The sequence below is a fragment of the Geodermatophilus sp. SYSU D00697 genome (genome assembly GCF_054050175.1).
Window position 1 is genome coordinate 26,146 of the sequence record NZ_JBJGYV010000005.1, and the last position, 15,171, is coordinate 41,316.

Consider the following 15,171-nt stretch of genomic DNA (forward strand, 5'->3'; position numbering starts at 1 on the left):
GAATCCCGAGGCTCCCGGGCGCCGGCGGTGTGTCAGGCCTCCACGCGCTCCAGGAAGCGCTTGAGCGTCTCGAGGAACACCTGCGGCTGCTCCGAGTGCACCCAGTGGCCGGCGTTCTTGACCCGCACGAGCCGGGTGGTGGGGAAGAGCTGTTCCATCCGCGGGCGGTCCTCGGGCAGCACGTAGTGCGAGTCGGCCCCCGCGATCCACAGCACCGGGCCGTCGTAGCGCGCGCCCAGAGGCGGCTCGGGGAAGCCGCGCAGCTCACCCAGGTCGCGCTCCAGCAGCTCCAGGTTCAGCCGCCAGCGCCAGCCACCGTCGGCACCCAGCCCCTCACGGACCAGGCTCTGCAGCAGGAACGAGCGGACCATCCGGCTCGGGACGGCGGCACGCAGCGCGGCGTCGGCCTCCTCACGGCTCCGCAGCGAGCCGAGGTCCATCTCCCGCATCGCGGCGATGTACGCGGCGAACGGGGAGGCCTCCTCGTCGGGGTCGTCGGTGCGTCCGCCGGAGACCGGGTACTCGCTGGGGGCGATGTCGACGACGACCAGCGCGCGCAGCAGCTCCGGGTGCCGCAGGGCGACCTGCATCGAGACCTTGCCGCCCATCGAGTGACCGACGAGGGTGACCGGCTCCCCGAACGACCGCAGCTCGTCGGCGACCATGCGCGCCATGTCGAGGTAGCCGACCCGCTCGGTCCACGGCGAGTGCCCGTGGTTGGGCAGGTCCAGGAGGGTGACGCGGTGGTCGCCGGAGAGGCCCTTGGCGATCGTCGTCCAGTTCTTGCCCTGGCCGAACAACCCGTGCACGAAGACGACCCGGGGGCCGGCCTCGCCCAGCGTCCGGGCATGCAGCCGTTCCTCGGCGTTCTCGGTCACCTGGGGATTCCACCAGAGGCCCGGCGGCGACCGCACACGGCCGGAGGCGGAGACCGACCCCGCGATCCGGGGACGACGTGCCGGGCGGCCTGCCGGTCGGGGCGGGAGCCGCGCTCTAGCGTGCCGGGGACGAAGGGGGAGCACACCCATGCCCGGACGGCGCCGCCGGACGACGAGCCGCTCGACCAGCACCACCCGCAGCAGCACCACCCGCAGCAGCACCACCCGCAGCGGCACCCGCCGCGCCGCGCCGGCTCGCCGCCCCGCGAAGCCCGCCCCGGAGCGCCCGGTCGCCGGCCCGGGGGAGCGGGTGTGGGTGCTCGCCGTCCCGTTCCGCGCGCCGGCGCCCGGAGCCCAGTGGCGCCCGGACCTGCAGGCGCACATGTACGTCGGCCGGGAACTGCCGCCGGAGCTGGCGCCCTACGACCCGCCGCCGTACACCTTCGAGCGCTTCCTCGAGGACGAGCTCAACGCCACCCCACGCCCGGTCCCCGCGGGCCGTGCGATGCAGCCGCGGGACGAGCAGCTCTCCGGCGCTGCCGCGATCGCCGCGTCGGCGAAGGCGGGCCACCGGGTGTTCCTGCTGGGCGACGACCCCGGGGTGGGCAAGACCGGCACCGCCGTCCTGGCCGCCCGCGAGGTCGCGGGCCAGCGCGGCGGTCGCACCGTGCTCGTGGTCGCCGACCGCCCGGCCGCCATCACCATCCCGCACTGGACCCGGTCCATCGCCGGTTTCGGCGACGGCGGGCTGCGCTGGTGCGTGACCACCTGGGACCGGCTGGCCAAGGTCAGCAAGCTCCGGTTCGACGTCGTCATCGCCGACGAGGCGCACATGGTCCGGCACACGACCACGCAGCGGTGGAAGCACTGGAAGGCCGTCTCCGGCGCCGGCCGGGTGAAGGACGCGCCGTTCGTCATCGCGGCCACCGCCACCCCGGCCCACACGCCGCTGGAGCTCCCCTACCTGGCGCCGCAGTTCGCCCAGCGGCACGGCGAGCCGCTGCGCGCGTGGGCCGACCTGCCCGCGAGGCTCGCCGAGCACGGGTTCCACGTGGAACGTGGCCGGTACGGCTGGGCCTGGACCGAGGACGCCGACCGCCGCCGCGCCGACCTCGCCCGGCTGCAGGGCTGGCTCGCCGAGGGCACCCCGCCAGCGACGCTGCACCGGCCGGCGCCGTGGGGCCCGGTGTCGGTCACCGGGACGCCGGTGGCGCTGACGCCGGCCGAGCGGGTCGCCTACGAGTCCGAGTGGCAGGAGTTCCGCGCCGAGATGCAGCTGGCCCGCCGCGGCCGGCAGACCGCGCGGGGCCGGGCGGCGCTGCTGCGGTTCCGGCAGAAGGCCGGGCTCATCCGCGCCCAGGCGACCGTGGACTGGGTCAAGGCGCAGGTGGAGGCCGAGCGGCAGGTCGCCGTCTCGGTGGAGTTCGTGGAGACCGCGGCCGACCCGATCCGCGAGGCGCTGCTGGACTCGGGGATCGCCGTGGCCGCTATCTACGGCCGCGACCGGTTCGACGTCGAGGCCGAGCGGCTGCGCTTCCAGACCGGAGCCGCGCCGGTGTGCGTGTTCACGGTGACCGCCTCGATCAGCCTCCACGCGGGTGAGCTGCTGCCGAACGGGTCCACCGCAGCGGCCACGCCGCGGGTCGGGCTGTTCCACCAGCCGCGCTTCTCCGGCATCCAGGCCCGGCAGGTCACCGGCCGCACCCACCGGGACGGGCAGGTCTCGCCGTGGCGGGTCGCGTTCGCCGAGGACACCGTCGAGGAGCAGGTCGCCCGCGTGATGGTGGAGCGGCTGGCGGTCAGCGGCTCCACCGCGGGGGCGGACACGTCGTCCCTGCAGGAGGTCGCCGAGCTGCTCGACGCCGACTGGCTGCCCTCGACCGCGCTCACCGGTACGGAATGAGCCCCCCGACCGGAGCCGCCGACCGGGAGCACGCCGGCCCCGACCGGCAGCGCGCCGGGGGCTGACACGGGCCCGGCGGGGGAGAACCCTGGACGCCGAACGACGCCTGCGGATGGGGGCCGGGATGGCGGTGCGACGGTCTGCCCGCGGTCCGCGGCTGGTCGGCCGCACCGACGAGCTCGCGCTGCTGACCCGCGAGCTGGCATGCGCCGCCCGCGGTGAGTGGCGGGGCCTGCTGCTCACCGGCGAGGCCGGAGTGGGCAAGAGCCGGCTCGCCGCCGAGCTGGTGGCCCGCCGTCCGGACGTCGCCGACCTGGCCGCGCGGGCGTTCCCCCTGGGGTCGACCGCGCCGTTCGGGTTGTGGACCGAGGCGCTGGAGCGCCACCTGCGCGGACTGCCCGCCGCCGACGTCGCCCGGCACTGCGCCGGCTCGGAGGCCGACCTCGCCCCGTTGCTGCGGAGCGTCGCCGCGGCCACGGGCGCCCGGCCCGCGGGGACTCCGTCCCGCCCGCGGCTGATGGCGGCGCTTCCCGCGGTGCTGCGCAGCCTGGCCGCCGAGCGTCCCGTCGTCCTCCGCTTCGACGACCTGCACCTGGCCGACGCCTCGTCGCTGGAGGCGCTGCACTCGGTGGCCTACGGCTGCGCCGACGCCGCGGTCCTGGCCCTGGCGACGGCCCGGCCGGCTCCGCTGCGTGCGGAGCCGGGCCTGGGCCGGGTGCTGCTGGGGCTGGAGCAGGATGGGTTGCTGCGCCGGCTGCCGGTCCCGCCGCTCCCGGCCGCGACGCTTCCCGACCTCGCCGCGGCGGTCCTCGGCCCGGGGACGCCGGTCCCGGCGGCGCTCCCCGACTGGCTGGCCCGGCGCTCGGGCGGCAACCCGTTCGCGGCGATCGAGCTGCTGCGCGCGCTGTGCGCCGAGGGCGCCGACCTGGCCGCACCGGAGCTGCCGCGGCTGCCGGCGTCCCTGGCCGAGCGGGTGGAGCTCGACCTCGCCCGGCTGGCCCCCGACGCCGTCGCGCTGCTGGAGCTGCTGGCGGTCCTCGGCCGGCGCACCGACCTGCGCAGCCTGGTCGCGCTCGCCGGGTCCGAGCCGGCGACGCTGGCCGGCACGCTGGAGTCGCTGGTGCGGGCCGACCTGGTCACCGAGGAGGAGCGGGGCCTGCGGTTGTCCTACGAGCCGGCCCACCCCCTGCTGGGCGAGGCCGTCTACCGGCGGATCGGCGCGGCGCGCCGCCGCCTGCTGCACCGCCAGGTGGGCCGGGTGCTGCTCGGCGCCGGCCGCGTGGGGGAGGCGGCACCGCACTTCGCCCGATCGGCGGGAGCGGACGACGACGAGGCCGTCGGCGTCCTCATCGAGGCCGAGCGGCGCGCGGAGTCGGCCGGCGCGTTCCCCGAGGCCCTGGCCGTCCTCGGGGCGCTGGTCGAGCTCCTCCCCGCCGGGGACCCCCGCTGGGTGGCCGTCGTGGACGCGCTGCGGTGGGACGCCGAGTGGGTGCTCGACCACCGCGCCGACGAGCACGCACCCGCCGGGATCGGCGCGCTCCAGGCGATGGACGCCGCGCTCGCCGACGTGCCCGACCCGCGCCCCCGCGCGCAGGTGCGGTTCCGGCTGGCCAGCTTCCTGGCCTGGGGGGACGGCGACCTCGGCCGCGCGGAGCGGCTGTGCGCGGAGGCGGCCGAGCTGTTCACCGCCGCGGGCGACACCAGGGGCTCGCTGTTGGCCGGACACGAGCTGGCCTGGATCCGTCACCTCGCGGGCAGCTCCGCGCCGGCGCTCCGGGAGTCCTCGGCCCGGGTGGTCGAGCGTGCCCGCGCGCTGGGGGACCGGGTCGTCCTCGGCCGGGCCCTGCGCACGCTGGGGCTGACCGCCACGATCTCCGGTGAGCTCGACGTCGGCCGGGCCGCGCTGCGGGAGAGCAGCGCCATGGCCCGCGCGGACGGGAGCCGATACCGGCTCTCCATGGCCCTGCACAACGAGGCCCAGCTGCTGGTGGTCGCCGGCCGGGTCGACGAGGCGCTGCCCCGGGTGGAGGAGGCCCGGGAGCTCGCCCCCGAGGAACCGCCGCTTCCCCTGGAGGTCTTCGTCCGCTGGCTGGCCGGTGACTTCCCCGGCGCCGTGGCGGCGGCCCGCCGGACCACCGACGCGCACCCGGTCGGTCCGGGGCGCCGGACCGCCTGGGCCTCGGCCACTGCGGCGGCCGCGGCGGCCGAGCTGGGGCAGCACGCCGAGTCGGCCCGGCTCCTGGCCGTGGCGCGCGCCCCGTACGCGGGCACCCGCGGCATCTACGGCGAGATCGTGGCCTACGCGGCGACGGTGTGCGCGACCCTCGCCTCCCGGCGGGACGACGTGCTGCCCGAGCTGCACCGGCTGGCCGGGCGGCTCGACGAGCTGGGCATCCTGCTCACCCTGCCCTGCCTGGTGGACCTGGCCGAGGCCGGCGCCCGGCTCGGCCGGCCCACCCCCACTGCGGCGCCGGCCCTGGACCGGGTCGCGGAGCGCACCGGGGTCCCCGCGCACGCCGCCCTGGCCGACCTCGCCCGCGGCTGGTCCGCCCACGGCGAGGGGCGGGACCGCGCGGCCGAGCGCTGGGCGGCCCGGGCGGTGCAGGTCCTGGACGCGGCGAGCTGGCCGATCCACCGAGCCCGCGCCCACCACCTGCTGGGGCTCACCGCCGGCGACCGCGAGCGGTCCACGGCCGAGCTGGCCGCCGCGGCCGAGGGCTACGCCGCCTGCGGCGCGCTGGTCCGGCGGGACGACGCCCTCGACGCGCTGGCGCGCCGGGGCTCACGGGGCCGCCGGGAGGCCGCGGCCGCCCGCGGCCCGGGCTCGTTGACCGCCCGCGAGCGGGAGGTGGCGGAGCTGGCAGCCACCGGCCTGTCAGCGCGGGAGATCGGCGCCCGGCTGTTCATCGGGGAGCGGACCGTGGAGGGACACCTGGCCCGGGCCTACGCCCGGCTGGGCGTGCGGTCCCGGGTCGAGCTGGCCCGGTACGTGGCGGCCGAGGGGCTGGACGGCCCGGGGGCGGGGGCGGGTCCGGGCACACCAGGGAGGACGGGCCCGGGGGCGACAGCGGGCGCGGGTCCGGGAACTCCGGCGGGCACGGAATCGCGTACCCGGGCACGTACCGGTACGCCAGACCGGCGTCCCGCCCGTTCCTAGCGTCGCGGCCATGACCACCTACGAGAGACTCCGCCAGCGGCACCTCGCCGACGCCACCGCCCTCGTCCCACGGCTGTTCGCGCCCCTCGAGTGGCCGCCCGACCGGCTCGCCGAGCACCGCCGCGACGCCCTGCGCCGCCTGGTCCGCGTGGCCCGGGACCTCTCCCCGTGGCACCGCAAGCGGCTGGCCGGCGTCGACCCGGACGAGGTCACCGAGGAGACCCTCGGCGAGCTGCCGGTGATGACCAAGGACGACCTCATGGCGCACTTCGACGAGATCGTCACCGACGACCGGCTGACCCTCGACGTCGTGGAGGCCCACCTCGACCGGCTCACCTCCGACGCCTACCTGTTCGACCGCTACCACGCGTGCGCCTCCGGCGGCTCGTCCGGACGGCGCGGGGTCTTCGTCTACGACTGGGTGGGCTGGGCGACCGTCTACTGGAGCCTGATGCGCCACCCGGTCCGGGCGCTGCGCACGGACCCGGCGTTCGCGGGGATCCGGCCGAAGCTGGGCATGGTCGCCGCCGCCGCGCCGACGCACATGACCAGCGCCGCCCCGCAGACGTTCAGCAACCCGCAGATGGAGATCGTCCGCTTCCCGGTCACCCTCCCGATGGCCGAGATAGTCGCCGGGCTCAACACCGCACAACCGACCCTGCTGTGCGGCTACTCCTCGGCGATGCACCAGCTGGCCGCCGAGGCGCAGGCCGGCCGGCTGCGGATCTCCCCGGCCTGGGTGATGGGCACCAGCGAGCCGCTGCTGCCCGAGACCCGGGCGGCGCTCGAGGAGGCCTTCGGCGTCCCGGTCGGCAACTGGTACGGGACCTCCGAGGCGGGCGGCAACGGCTGCCCCTGCCGGTTCGGCACCCACCTGGCCGACGACCTGATGATCAACGAGCTGGTGACCACCGACGGGCGTCCGGTGCCCCCGGGCACGCGGTCGGACACGGTGCTGCTCACCAACCTCTACAACACCGCGCTGCCGCTGATCCGGTACGAGCTCACCGACCAGCTCACGCTGGTCGAGGGCGCCTGCCCGTGCGGCTGCACGCACCGGCGGATCGAGGACCCGTACGGGCGGCTGGACGACGTCTTCACCTACGGCGCGGTGCGGGTGCACCCCCACGTCTTCCGGTCCCCGCTGTCCCGCCGGCGGGAGGTCGTGGAGTACCAGGTGCGCCAGACGCCGCGGGGCGCGGCGGTCGTCGTCCACGCCACCGCGCCGGTCGACACCGGCGCCCTGGCCGCGACGATCGCCGGCGAGCTGGCCGGGGTCGGCGTCCCCGACCCGGAGGTCACCGTCACGCCGGTCGCCCGGATCGCCCGTCCGCCGTCGGGCAAGCTCAAGCGCTTCGTCCCGCTCGCCTCCTGAGCGCCCCCGGCCGGGACGACGTTGCTAGGTTCGAGGGCGTAAGTGGCACGGGGTGCCCCGCCCGGGGCTGAGAGAACACCCGTCGAACCTGCTCCAGTTCGTACTGGCGAAGGGATGTCACGGCGTGGGAGCCATGGACCTGCGCGCGGCCCGCGAGGCGCTGCGCACCGCTGCACCGCTGGTGCACTGCCTGACCAACACCGTCGTCCAGACGATGACGGCCAACGCCCTGCTCGCCGCCGGTGCCGCGCCGGCCATGGTCGACGCACCCCAGGAGGCCGGGGACTTCGCCGCGGTCGCCTCCGCGGTGCTGGTCAACGTCGGCACGGTGCACGAGCGCACCGCCGAGGCGATGCGCCTGGCGGCCCGGTCGGCCGGCGCCGCCGGGACGCCGTGGGTGCTCGACCCGGTCGCCGTCGGTGGGCTGTCCTACCGCACGGCCCTGGCCGCCGAGCTGGTCGAGCTGCGCCCGACCGCCGTCCGGGGGAACGCCTCGGAGGTCATGGCGCTGGCCGGGGCGGGCGCCGGCGGCCGCGGGGTGGACAGCACCCACAGCACCGACGCCGCCGCGCAGGCCGCCGCCGACCTCGCCCGGCGCACCGGCGGCGTCGTGGCGGTCAGCGGCGAGGTCGACCTGCTCACCGACGGACGGCGGACGGTGCGGGTGGGCGGCGGCTCTGTCCTGCTCACCCGCACGACCGGGGCCGGGTGCGCCCTGGGCGCCCTCGTCGCCGCCTACCTCGCCGTCTGCGACGACCCGCTGACCGCCGCCGTCGCCGCGCACGCGCACGTGGCGCTCGCCGCCGAGGTGGCCGCCGACGTGGCCGACGGTCCCGGCACCTTCGCGCCGACCTGGCTCGACGCCCTGGACGCGCTCGACGGGGACTCCCTGGCCGGGGCCGACGTGCGGGCGGAGCCGTGAGGTTCGACCCGACCCTCTACCTGGTCACCGACACCGGGCTGTCCCGGCCGCGGCCGGTGGCCGACGTCGTCCGGGCCGCGGTGGCCGGAGGGGTGACCGCGGTCCAGGTGCGCGACAAGACCGCCTCCCGGCGGGAGCTGCTCGAGCTGACCCGGTCGGTCCAGGCGGCGCTGGCCGACCGGCGCGACGTGCCGGTCGTGGTCAACGACGCGGTCGACGTCGCGCTGCTGGCCGGTGCCGGTGGCGTGCACGTCGGCCAGGACGACCTGCCCCCGGCCGAGGTGCGGCGGTTGCTCGGGCCCGGTGTGGTGCTGGGCCTGAGCGTCACCTGCGCCGCGGACCTCGACGCCGCGCTGGCGCTGCCGCCGGGCACCGTGGACCTGGTCGGCATCGGCCCGGTGTGGGCGACGCCGACCAAGCCCGACGCCGCGCCCGGCCTCGGCCTGGAGGGCACCGGCGCGCTGACGTCCGCCGCCCGGGCCGCGGGGCTGGTCGCGGTCGCGATCGGCGGCATCGACGCCGCCCGCGCGGCGAAGGTGGCCGCCACCGGGGTGGACGGGATCTGCGTCGTCTCCGCCATCTGCGGCGCGGCCGACCCCGCGGCGGCGGCCCGCGCGCTGCGCGCGGAGGTCGACGCGGGGCGGTCGGTGGGAGTGGCCCGGTGAGCGGGCCGGGGCGACCAGGGAGCACGGGAGGCGCGGGGGTGCCGGTCGCCCTGGCCGTGGCCGGGAGCGACCCCAGCGGCGGCGCCGGCATCCAGGCCGACCTCAAGACCTTCAGCGCCCTGCGCGTCTACGGGACGGCGGTGCTGACCGCCCTCACCGCGCAGAACACCCGCGGGGTCACCGGCGTCCACCCGGTGCCGGCGGAGTTCGTCGTCGCTCAGCTGGAGACGCTCCTCGACGACGTCGAGGTGCACGCCACCAAGCTCGGCATGCTGGGCACCGCGGAGGTGGTCCGGGCGGTGGCCGGGGTCCTGGCCGGCCGCCGGGCGGGCCCGGTCGTCTGCGACCCGGTGATGGTGGCGACCAGCGGCGACCGGCTCATCGACGAGGCCGCGGTCGACGCCGTCCGCACCGACCTGCTGCCGGTCTGCGACCTGGTCACGCCGAACGTGCCCGAGGCGGCCGCCCTCCTCGACGCCGCCCCGGCCGGCGGGGTGGACGACCTCCCCGGCCAGGCCACGGCGCTGCTCGCGCTCGGCCCGCGGGCGGTGCTGCTCAAGGGTGGCCACCTCGGCGGCGAGGAGAGCGTCGACGTGCTGGCCACCGCGGCCGGTGTCACGGTGACCCGCCGTCCCCGGGTGCGGACGACGGCGACGCACGGCACCGGCTGCACGCTGTCGTCGGCCCTCGCCGCGCTCGCCGCCCGAGGCCGCACCGACGAGTGGGCCGTGCTGGTCGACCCGGCGCGCGACTACCTGCAGGCCGCACTGGTCGCCGGGAGCGGCCTGGGCGTCGGGTCCGGGCACGGCCCGGTGCACCACTTCGCCGGCGTCTGGTCCGCGTGAGCGCCGTCGCGAGCGACGCCGGGGGCGCCGTGGGCTCGTTCAGCGCACGGGCCTGGACGGCGACCGCGGACCTCCGGGCGGCGATCGAGGACCTGCCGTTCCTGGCCGAACTCGGCTCCGGCGCCCTGGACCCGCTCACCTTCCGGCACTACCTGGAGCAGGACAGCCTCTACCTGGCCGACTACGCGCGGGCGCTCACGCTGCTGGGCGCCCGCGCCCCGGACTCCGCCGCCGCGTCCTTCTGGGCGACGTCGGCGGCCGTGACCGCGACGGTCGAGCGCCGACTGCACGCCGACCTGCTGTCGGCGCAGCTGCCCCCGGCGGACCGGACGGCGGGGGAGCCGGTGCCCTCACCGACCTGCCGGGCCTACGTCTCCTACCTGGTGGCCACGGCGGCGACCGCGCCGTACGCGGTCGGCGCCGCCGCGGCACTGCCCTGCTACTGGGTCTACGCCGACGTCGGCGCGCGGCTGGCCCGCACCGCCACCGCCGTGCCCGGGCACCCGTACCTGCGCTGGGTGGCCGCCTACGACTCCCCGGAGTTCCAGGAGTCCGCGGAGCAGGCCCGGGCGCTGGTGGACACGGCGGCCCGGCAGGACCCCGGCGCGCAGCCCGCCATGCTGCGCGCGTTCGCCGTCGCCACCCGGTACGAGCTGGACTTCTGGCGGGCCGCGCACGAGCGGGAGACCTGGCCCGACCCGCTCCCCTGACCGCGGCTCAGCGCGCCGGGGCCTCGCCGTCCGCGGGGACGACGGGGATGCGGGTGGCCGCCCCGTCAGCGGTGGCCGTGCCCGCGACCGCGCCGGCGCCACCGAGGCGACGCAGCAGCGCCGCGACGTCGACACCGGTGAGGTCGCCGGACAGCTGCAGCCCCTGGGCCACGTTGGCCGCGACCGACCGGCCCAGCGACCCGGCTCCGTCGGCGGAGATGACCGTCATCTTGTCGACGCCGGCCAGCGGCGCGGCCGCGGCCTGCACGACCTCCGGCAGCACCTTCACCAGCATCTCCAGGACCGCCGCCTCGCCGTACTTGGCGAACGCCTCCGAGCGGGCGTCGAGCGCCTCGGCCTCGGCCTGGCCGCGGGCCAGGATGGCCGCCGCCTCGGCCGCCCCCTCCCGCTCGACGGCGTCGGCGATCGCCTGCCGGCGCAGCCGCTCGGCCTCACCGCGCTTGGCCCCCTCGATCGCCTCGGCCTCGGCCAGCGCCGAGCGGCGGGCCCGCTCGCCCTCACCGGAGAGCTTGGCCTGCTCCGCGGCCGCCTGGGCCGCGGCGATCGTCCCCTGCCGCTGCGCCTCGGCGGCGAGGATGGCGGCGTTCTTGCGGCCCTCGGCCTCCTGCTCGACCTTGTACCGCTGGGCGTCGGCGGGACGGCGCACCTGGGTGTCCAGCTGGCGCTCGGTCAGCGCCGCGGTGCGGACGGCGACCTTCTCCTGCTCGGTGAGGATCGCCTGGTCCTGCGCGGCCTGGGCCAGCGGACCGGCGGCCGCGGCGCGGGCCTTGGCCGCGTCGGTCTCGGCGGTGATCTCGGCCTGCCGGAGCGCCAGCTGGCGCTGGGCCACCGCGATCGCCTCGTCGGCCAGCAGCTGCTCCTGCTGGGCGGCCTGCCGGGCCCGGGCCTCGGCGATGCTGGCCTCCTTGAGCACCCGGGCGGCCTCGGGGCGGCCCAGGTCGGCCAGGTAGCTGCCCTCGGCCTGGATGTCCTGGAGCTGGAAGGTGTCGAGCACGAGCCCCTGGCCGGTGAGCGAGGACTCCGCCTCCTCGGCGACGGCCGAGGCGAACGCGGCCCGGTCGCGGATGATCTCCTCGATCGTCAGCCGGCCGACGATGGAGCGCAGCGCACCGGCGAGCACCTCCGAGGTGAAGGTGTCGATGCCCTCCTGCTGGTTGAGGAACCGCTGCGCCGCGGCGCGGATGGAGTCCTCGCTGCCCCCCACCTTGACGATGGCCACGCCCTCGAGGTCGCACTTGACGCCCTGCTTGGACACCGCCCCGCGGATGCCGACCGGGATGCGCCGGCTGGAGAGGTCCATCGTGTGCAGCTTCTGCACCACCGGCAGCACGAAGACGCTCGCCCCCATGACGACCTTCTGCCCCGAGGCGTCGCGGGAGGTCAGCCCCGTGGCGCTGGTGACCTCCCGCCCCTGGCGGCCGGTGACGATGAACGCCTGGTTGGGGCCGGCGACCTTGATCCGGGACAGCACCAGCACCACGAGCAGGAGGACCAGGACGGCGATGCCGCCGATGGCGATGAGCAGGGTCGGGTCCACGGGCGTCAGCCTCCGGTCTCGGGCAGGGGGTCGGGCGCGGTCGAGACGACCTGGACCGCGGTCTCGCTGAGCGCCTCGACGACGTACACGGGCGTGCCCGCGGGCAGCGGGACGTCGCTGCGCGCGGCGTACTTCAGCTGCTGTCCGGCGACGGCCAGCCGCACCTCGCCGAAGCCCGCACCGGGGACGGCGGACACCACGACGCCCTGCGTGCCGACGAGGTGGTGGCGGGTGAGCGTGGCGGTGGTGGGCATGTCCCGCAGGGCGCGGGAGAGGCGCACCGCGCCCCACGCGAGCGGGACGGCGACGGCCGCCCCGATGGCCAGGGCGCCCAGGAGCCGGCCGGCGTCGGAGAGGCCCTCGGGCAGCACCGCGGCGGCCGCGGCACCGCCGAAGCCCACGCCGCCGACCAGCGCCGCGAGGGCGAGGACGGAGAATGGGCCGTCGGCGTCGCCCGCGAGGTCGCCGATCTCGCCGACGAGCAGGGACAGCAGCAGGACGCCGAGGCCGATCGCGCCCACGACGAGGAGGACTCCCGCCACGCTGCCCCTCTCCGTCGGTGTGCCACCGGACACTCGCAGCCACGGGGGACGGTGATCAACCGGTTCCGGCCCCGGGAGGTCCGCTCTCACCCGGTCGGAGGACGGGCGACCATGGGAACGGCCGGCGGGATCTGCGAGGAGGTGGGGTGTGCGGCGGGAGGCGAGCATCCTGCACCTGGACCTCGACGCCTTCTTCGCCGCGGTGGAGCAGCGGGACAAGCCGTCCCTGCGCGGACGGCCGGTGGTGGTCGGCGGCGTGGGCGGGCGCGGTGTGGTGGCGACCGCGTCCTACGAGGCGCGCGCCTACGGTGCCCGGTCGGCGATGTCGACCGCCGAGGCCCGGCGTCGCTGCCCGCCCGGCACGGCGTTCCTCGGCGGCCGGTTCGCCGCCTACCGTCGCACCTCCGACGTCGTCATGGGGCTGCTGCGGGAGCTGTCCCCGCTGGTCGAGCCGGTGTCGATCGACGAGGCCTACGTCGACCTGGCGGCCGGGCCCGGGCACGACCTGTCGGTGGACGGCGTCACCGAGCTGGCCCGCGGCCTCAAGGAGCGGATCGCCGCGGCCACCGGCGGGGTCACCGGGTCGGTCGGCATCGGCTCGTCGAAGCTGATGGCCAAGATCGGCTCGGACCTCGACAAGCCCGACGGGCTGGTCGTCGTCCCCCCGGGCAGCGAGCTGGACGTGCTGCACCCGCTGCCGGTGACCCGGCTGGGCGGGGTGGGTCCCGCGACCGCCGAGCGGCTGCGGCAGGTCGGGGTGCGCACCGTGGCCGACCTCGCCGTGAAGTCGCTGCCCGACCTGGTGGCGCTGGCCGGCCGGGCGCACGGGGCCGGCCTGTACGCGCTGGCCCGCGCCGAGGACGACCGGCCGGTGGTCGCCGAGCGGGAGGCCAAGTCGGTGTCGCAGGAGGAGACCTTCGAGCGGGACCTCACCGACCTCGCCGTCCTCGGCCGGGAGATCGACGCCATGGCCGCGCGGGTGGCCGCCCGGCTGCGCGCGTCGGACCTCTCCGGCCGGACGGTGACGCTGAAGGTGCGCCGCTACGACTTCACGACGCAGACCCGGTCGCAGACGCTGCCGCAGCCCACCGACGACGTCCGGGTGATCGCCTCCATCGCGCGCCGGCTGCTCACCGAGGCGGGGACCGGCGGCGGGCTGCGGCTGCTCGGCGTCGGCGTCTCGGGGCTGTCGCTCTACGCCCAGGGCGACCTGTTCGCGTCGGACGACGAGCCGTCGTCCCCCGACGAGGCCGTCCTCCCCGACGAGCCGGGAGCCGCCGAGGTCCCACCGGCCCCGACGGAGGCGCGGTGGTGGCCGGGGCAGGACGTGCGGCACGACGAGCTGGGCGCCGGCTGGGTGTGGGGGAGGGGGCTGGGGCGGGTGACGGTCCGCTTCGAGGGCCCGCTCACCCCGCCCGGGCCCGTGCGGACCCTCCCCGCCGACGACCCCGCGCTGCACCCGGCCGACCCGCCGGACTGGCGGGTCAGCGGGCCAGCGCCACCCAGCCGAGCACCGTGAGGTCGCGGTCGACCGGGACGACGACCCGCTGCCCGCAGCAGGTGACGAGGTGGGCGGTGTAGAGGCCCTCGCCGTCCACCTCGACCCGGTCGATGGTGGCGCCGGGGTGCTCGGCGAGCGCCGCGGTCGCGACCGCCACGGCGAGGTCGGCCGGCAGGTCGACGTCCGGCGGCGGGGTCAGCGGGCGGATCCGCATGCGCCGCCGGATCCTGCCCTCGCTCGTCCTGGTGCCCATGGTGTCCTCCCGTCGTCCCGCGGCCCCTCGCGGGCCGGTCGGGATCCGAGGCTGCGCCGCGCACCTGTGGGGAGCCTGGGCCCCGGGTGGGGATTCGGTCGGGATCGGGGCGATCATGGGCCGCGTGGCCGAGCAGAGCGCGTGGGTGCGGATGACCCAGGAGGACCCCGGTCACTCCGCGAACTACGTGCAGCGGTTCCGCACCCTCGCCGCCCAGGGGTTCGACCTGGCGGGCGAGGCACGGCTGGTCGACGCGATGCTGTCCCGCGGCTCGCGGGTGCTCGACGCCGGCTGCGGTCCCGGCCGGGTGGGCGGCTGGCTGGCGCGGGCCGGGCACGACGTCGTCGGGGTGGACGTCGACCCGGTCCTGATCGCCGCCGCCGAGGAGGACCACCCCGGGCCGCGGTGGCTCGTCGGCGACCTCGCCGAGCTGGACCTGGGCGGACGACTCCTCGACGCGATCGTCTGCGCGGGGAACGTGATGACCTTCCTCGCGCCGTCGACCCGCACCGCGGTGCTGCGCCGGTTGCGCGCGCACGTCGCGGGCGACGGCCGCGCGGTCATCGGGTTCGGCGCCGGGCGGGGGTACGGCTTCGACACGTTCCTGGACGACGCCCGCACCGCCGGCTGGGCGCCGGACCTGCTGCTGTCCACGTGGGACGTGCGGCCGTTCACGCCCGCGTCGGACTTCCTGGTCGCCGTCCTCCGCCCGGCCTGAGGGCGGACTCCCCGTGCCGAGCGGTGTTCCACGTGGCACGTCGGCCCGGAGGGGGAACGCGGAGCCCGGCACCACGGGGACGTGCCGGGCTCCGCGTTCCCGGCGGGGCCGGCGCCCTCGAGCCGGCCTCCGCTCGCCGGGGTC

Annotated in this window: 13 protein-coding genes and 1 riboswitch; of the genes, 9 read left to right on the forward strand and 4 right to left on the reverse strand. The window is 77.2% G+C overall.

Annotated features, from left to right (window positions below; all coding sequences use genetic code 11):
- Nucleotides 1–32: 32 nt before the first annotated feature.
- The gene (locus ACI79C_RS06405) at nt 33–878 is read right to left on the reverse strand and encodes an alpha/beta fold hydrolase (RefSeq protein WP_456944795.1); all 846 of its coding nucleotides are present in this window, start codon (nt 876–878) and stop codon (nt 33–35) included.
- Nucleotides 879–1,026: 148 nt separating this feature from the next.
- On the opposite strand from ACI79C_RS06405, the gene ACI79C_RS06410 reads away from it, so the two are divergent.
- From ACI79C_RS06410 to ACI79C_RS06440, 7 genes are all read left to right on the forward strand, one after another.
- Nucleotides 1,027–2,781 carry a helicase gene (locus ACI79C_RS06410; RefSeq protein ID WP_456944796.1) on the forward strand — a complete coding sequence of 585 codons (1,755 nt, stop codon included), beginning with the start codon at nt 1,027–1,029 and terminating at the stop codon, nt 2,779–2,781.
- Nucleotides 2,782–2,911: 130 nt separating this feature from the next.
- Nucleotides 2,912–5,938 (forward strand): ATP-binding protein, encoded by a 3,027-nt coding sequence (locus ACI79C_RS06415; protein WP_456944797.1) that lies wholly within the window; start codon nt 2,912–2,914, stop codon nt 5,936–5,938.
- Between the two features lie 10 nt (nt 5,939–5,948).
- Nucleotides 5,949–7,313, forward strand: coding sequence for a phenylacetate--CoA ligase family protein (locus tag ACI79C_RS06420; protein ID WP_456944798.1), 1,365 nt, complete (start codon nt 5,949–5,951; stop codon nt 7,311–7,313).
- 38 nt (nt 7,314–7,351) lie between these two features.
- A riboswitch (TPP riboswitch) is annotated at nt 7,352–7,445 on the forward strand.
- A gap of 1 nt (nt 7,446) precedes the next feature.
- Nucleotides 7,447–8,235, forward strand: coding sequence for a hydroxyethylthiazole kinase (thiM, locus tag ACI79C_RS06425; protein WP_456944952.1), 789 nt, complete (start codon nt 7,447–7,449; stop codon nt 8,233–8,235).
- On the forward strand, nt 8,232–8,900 hold the full coding sequence (thiE, locus tag ACI79C_RS06430) for a thiamine phosphate synthase (RefSeq protein ID WP_456944799.1): 669 nt from the start codon (nt 8,232–8,234) through the stop codon (nt 8,898–8,900). Before thiM ends, thiE begins: the two co-directional genes overlap by 4 nt.
- Nucleotides 8,901–8,938: 38 nt before the next feature.
- Nucleotides 8,939–9,745, forward strand: a complete 807-nt coding sequence (gene thiD / locus ACI79C_RS06435; protein ID WP_456944800.1) for a bifunctional hydroxymethylpyrimidine kinase/phosphomethylpyrimidine kinase — start codon at nt 8,939–8,941, stop codon at nt 9,743–9,745.
- Nucleotides 9,742–10,455 carry a TenA family protein gene (locus ACI79C_RS06440; RefSeq protein WP_456944801.1) on the forward strand — a complete coding sequence of 238 codons (714 nt, stop codon included), beginning with the start codon at nt 9,742–9,744 and terminating at the stop codon, nt 10,453–10,455. The genes thiD and ACI79C_RS06440 overlap by 4 nt, the downstream gene beginning before the upstream one ends.
- Nucleotides 10,456–10,462: 7 nt before the next feature.
- On the opposite strand, the gene ACI79C_RS06445 is transcribed toward ACI79C_RS06440, so the two are convergent.
- Nucleotides 10,463–12,013 (reverse strand): flotillin family protein, encoded by a 1,551-nt coding sequence (locus ACI79C_RS06445; protein ID WP_456944802.1) that lies wholly within the window; start codon nt 12,011–12,013, stop codon nt 10,463–10,465.
- Nucleotides 12,014–12,018: 5 nt separating this feature from the next.
- Nucleotides 12,019–12,555: an NfeD family protein gene (locus ACI79C_RS06450; protein WP_456944803.1), complete on the reverse strand. Its 537-nt coding sequence runs from the start codon at nt 12,553–12,555 to the stop codon at nt 12,019–12,021.
- 148 nt (nt 12,556–12,703) lie between these two features.
- Here ACI79C_RS06450 and ACI79C_RS06455 point away from each other — a divergent pair, with 148 nt between their 5' ends.
- On the forward strand, nt 12,704–14,074 hold the full coding sequence (locus ACI79C_RS06455) for a DNA polymerase IV (RefSeq protein ID WP_456944804.1): 1,371 nt from the start codon (nt 12,704–12,706) through the stop codon (nt 14,072–14,074).
- On the opposite strand, the gene ACI79C_RS06460 is transcribed toward ACI79C_RS06455, so the two are convergent.
- A complete protein-coding gene (locus ACI79C_RS06460) occupies nt 14,040–14,309 on the reverse strand; it encodes a hypothetical protein (protein WP_456944805.1) in 270 nt (89 codons plus the stop codon). The genes ACI79C_RS06455 and ACI79C_RS06460 overlap by 35 nt on opposite strands.
- A 115-nt stretch (nt 14,310–14,424) precedes the next feature.
- Here ACI79C_RS06460 and ACI79C_RS06465 point away from each other — a divergent pair, with 115 nt between their 5' ends.
- Nucleotides 14,425–15,027, forward strand: a complete 603-nt coding sequence (locus tag ACI79C_RS06465; RefSeq protein WP_456944806.1) for a class I SAM-dependent methyltransferase — start codon at nt 14,425–14,427, stop codon at nt 15,025–15,027.
- Nucleotides 15,028–15,171 lie beyond the last annotated feature (144 nt).

Coding starts and splice junctions, on each gene's coding strand:
- ACI79C_RS06465 (WP_456944806.1), top strand. CDS start 14,425: ATGGGCCGCGTGGCCGAGCAGAGCGCGTGGGTGCGGATGACCCAGGAG.
- thiM (WP_456944952.1), top strand. CDS start 7,447: ATGGACCTGCGCGCGGCCCGCGAGGCGCTGCGCACCGCTGCACCGCTG.
- ACI79C_RS06460 (WP_456944805.1), bottom strand. CDS start 14,309: ATGGGCACCAGGACGAGCGAGGGCAGGATCCGGCGGCGCATGCGGATC.
- ACI79C_RS06420 (WP_456944798.1), top strand. CDS start 5,949: ATGACCACCTACGAGAGACTCCGCCAGCGGCACCTCGCCGACGCCACC.
- ACI79C_RS06410 (WP_456944796.1), top strand. CDS start 1,027: ATGCCCGGACGGCGCCGCCGGACGACGAGCCGCTCGACCAGCACCACC.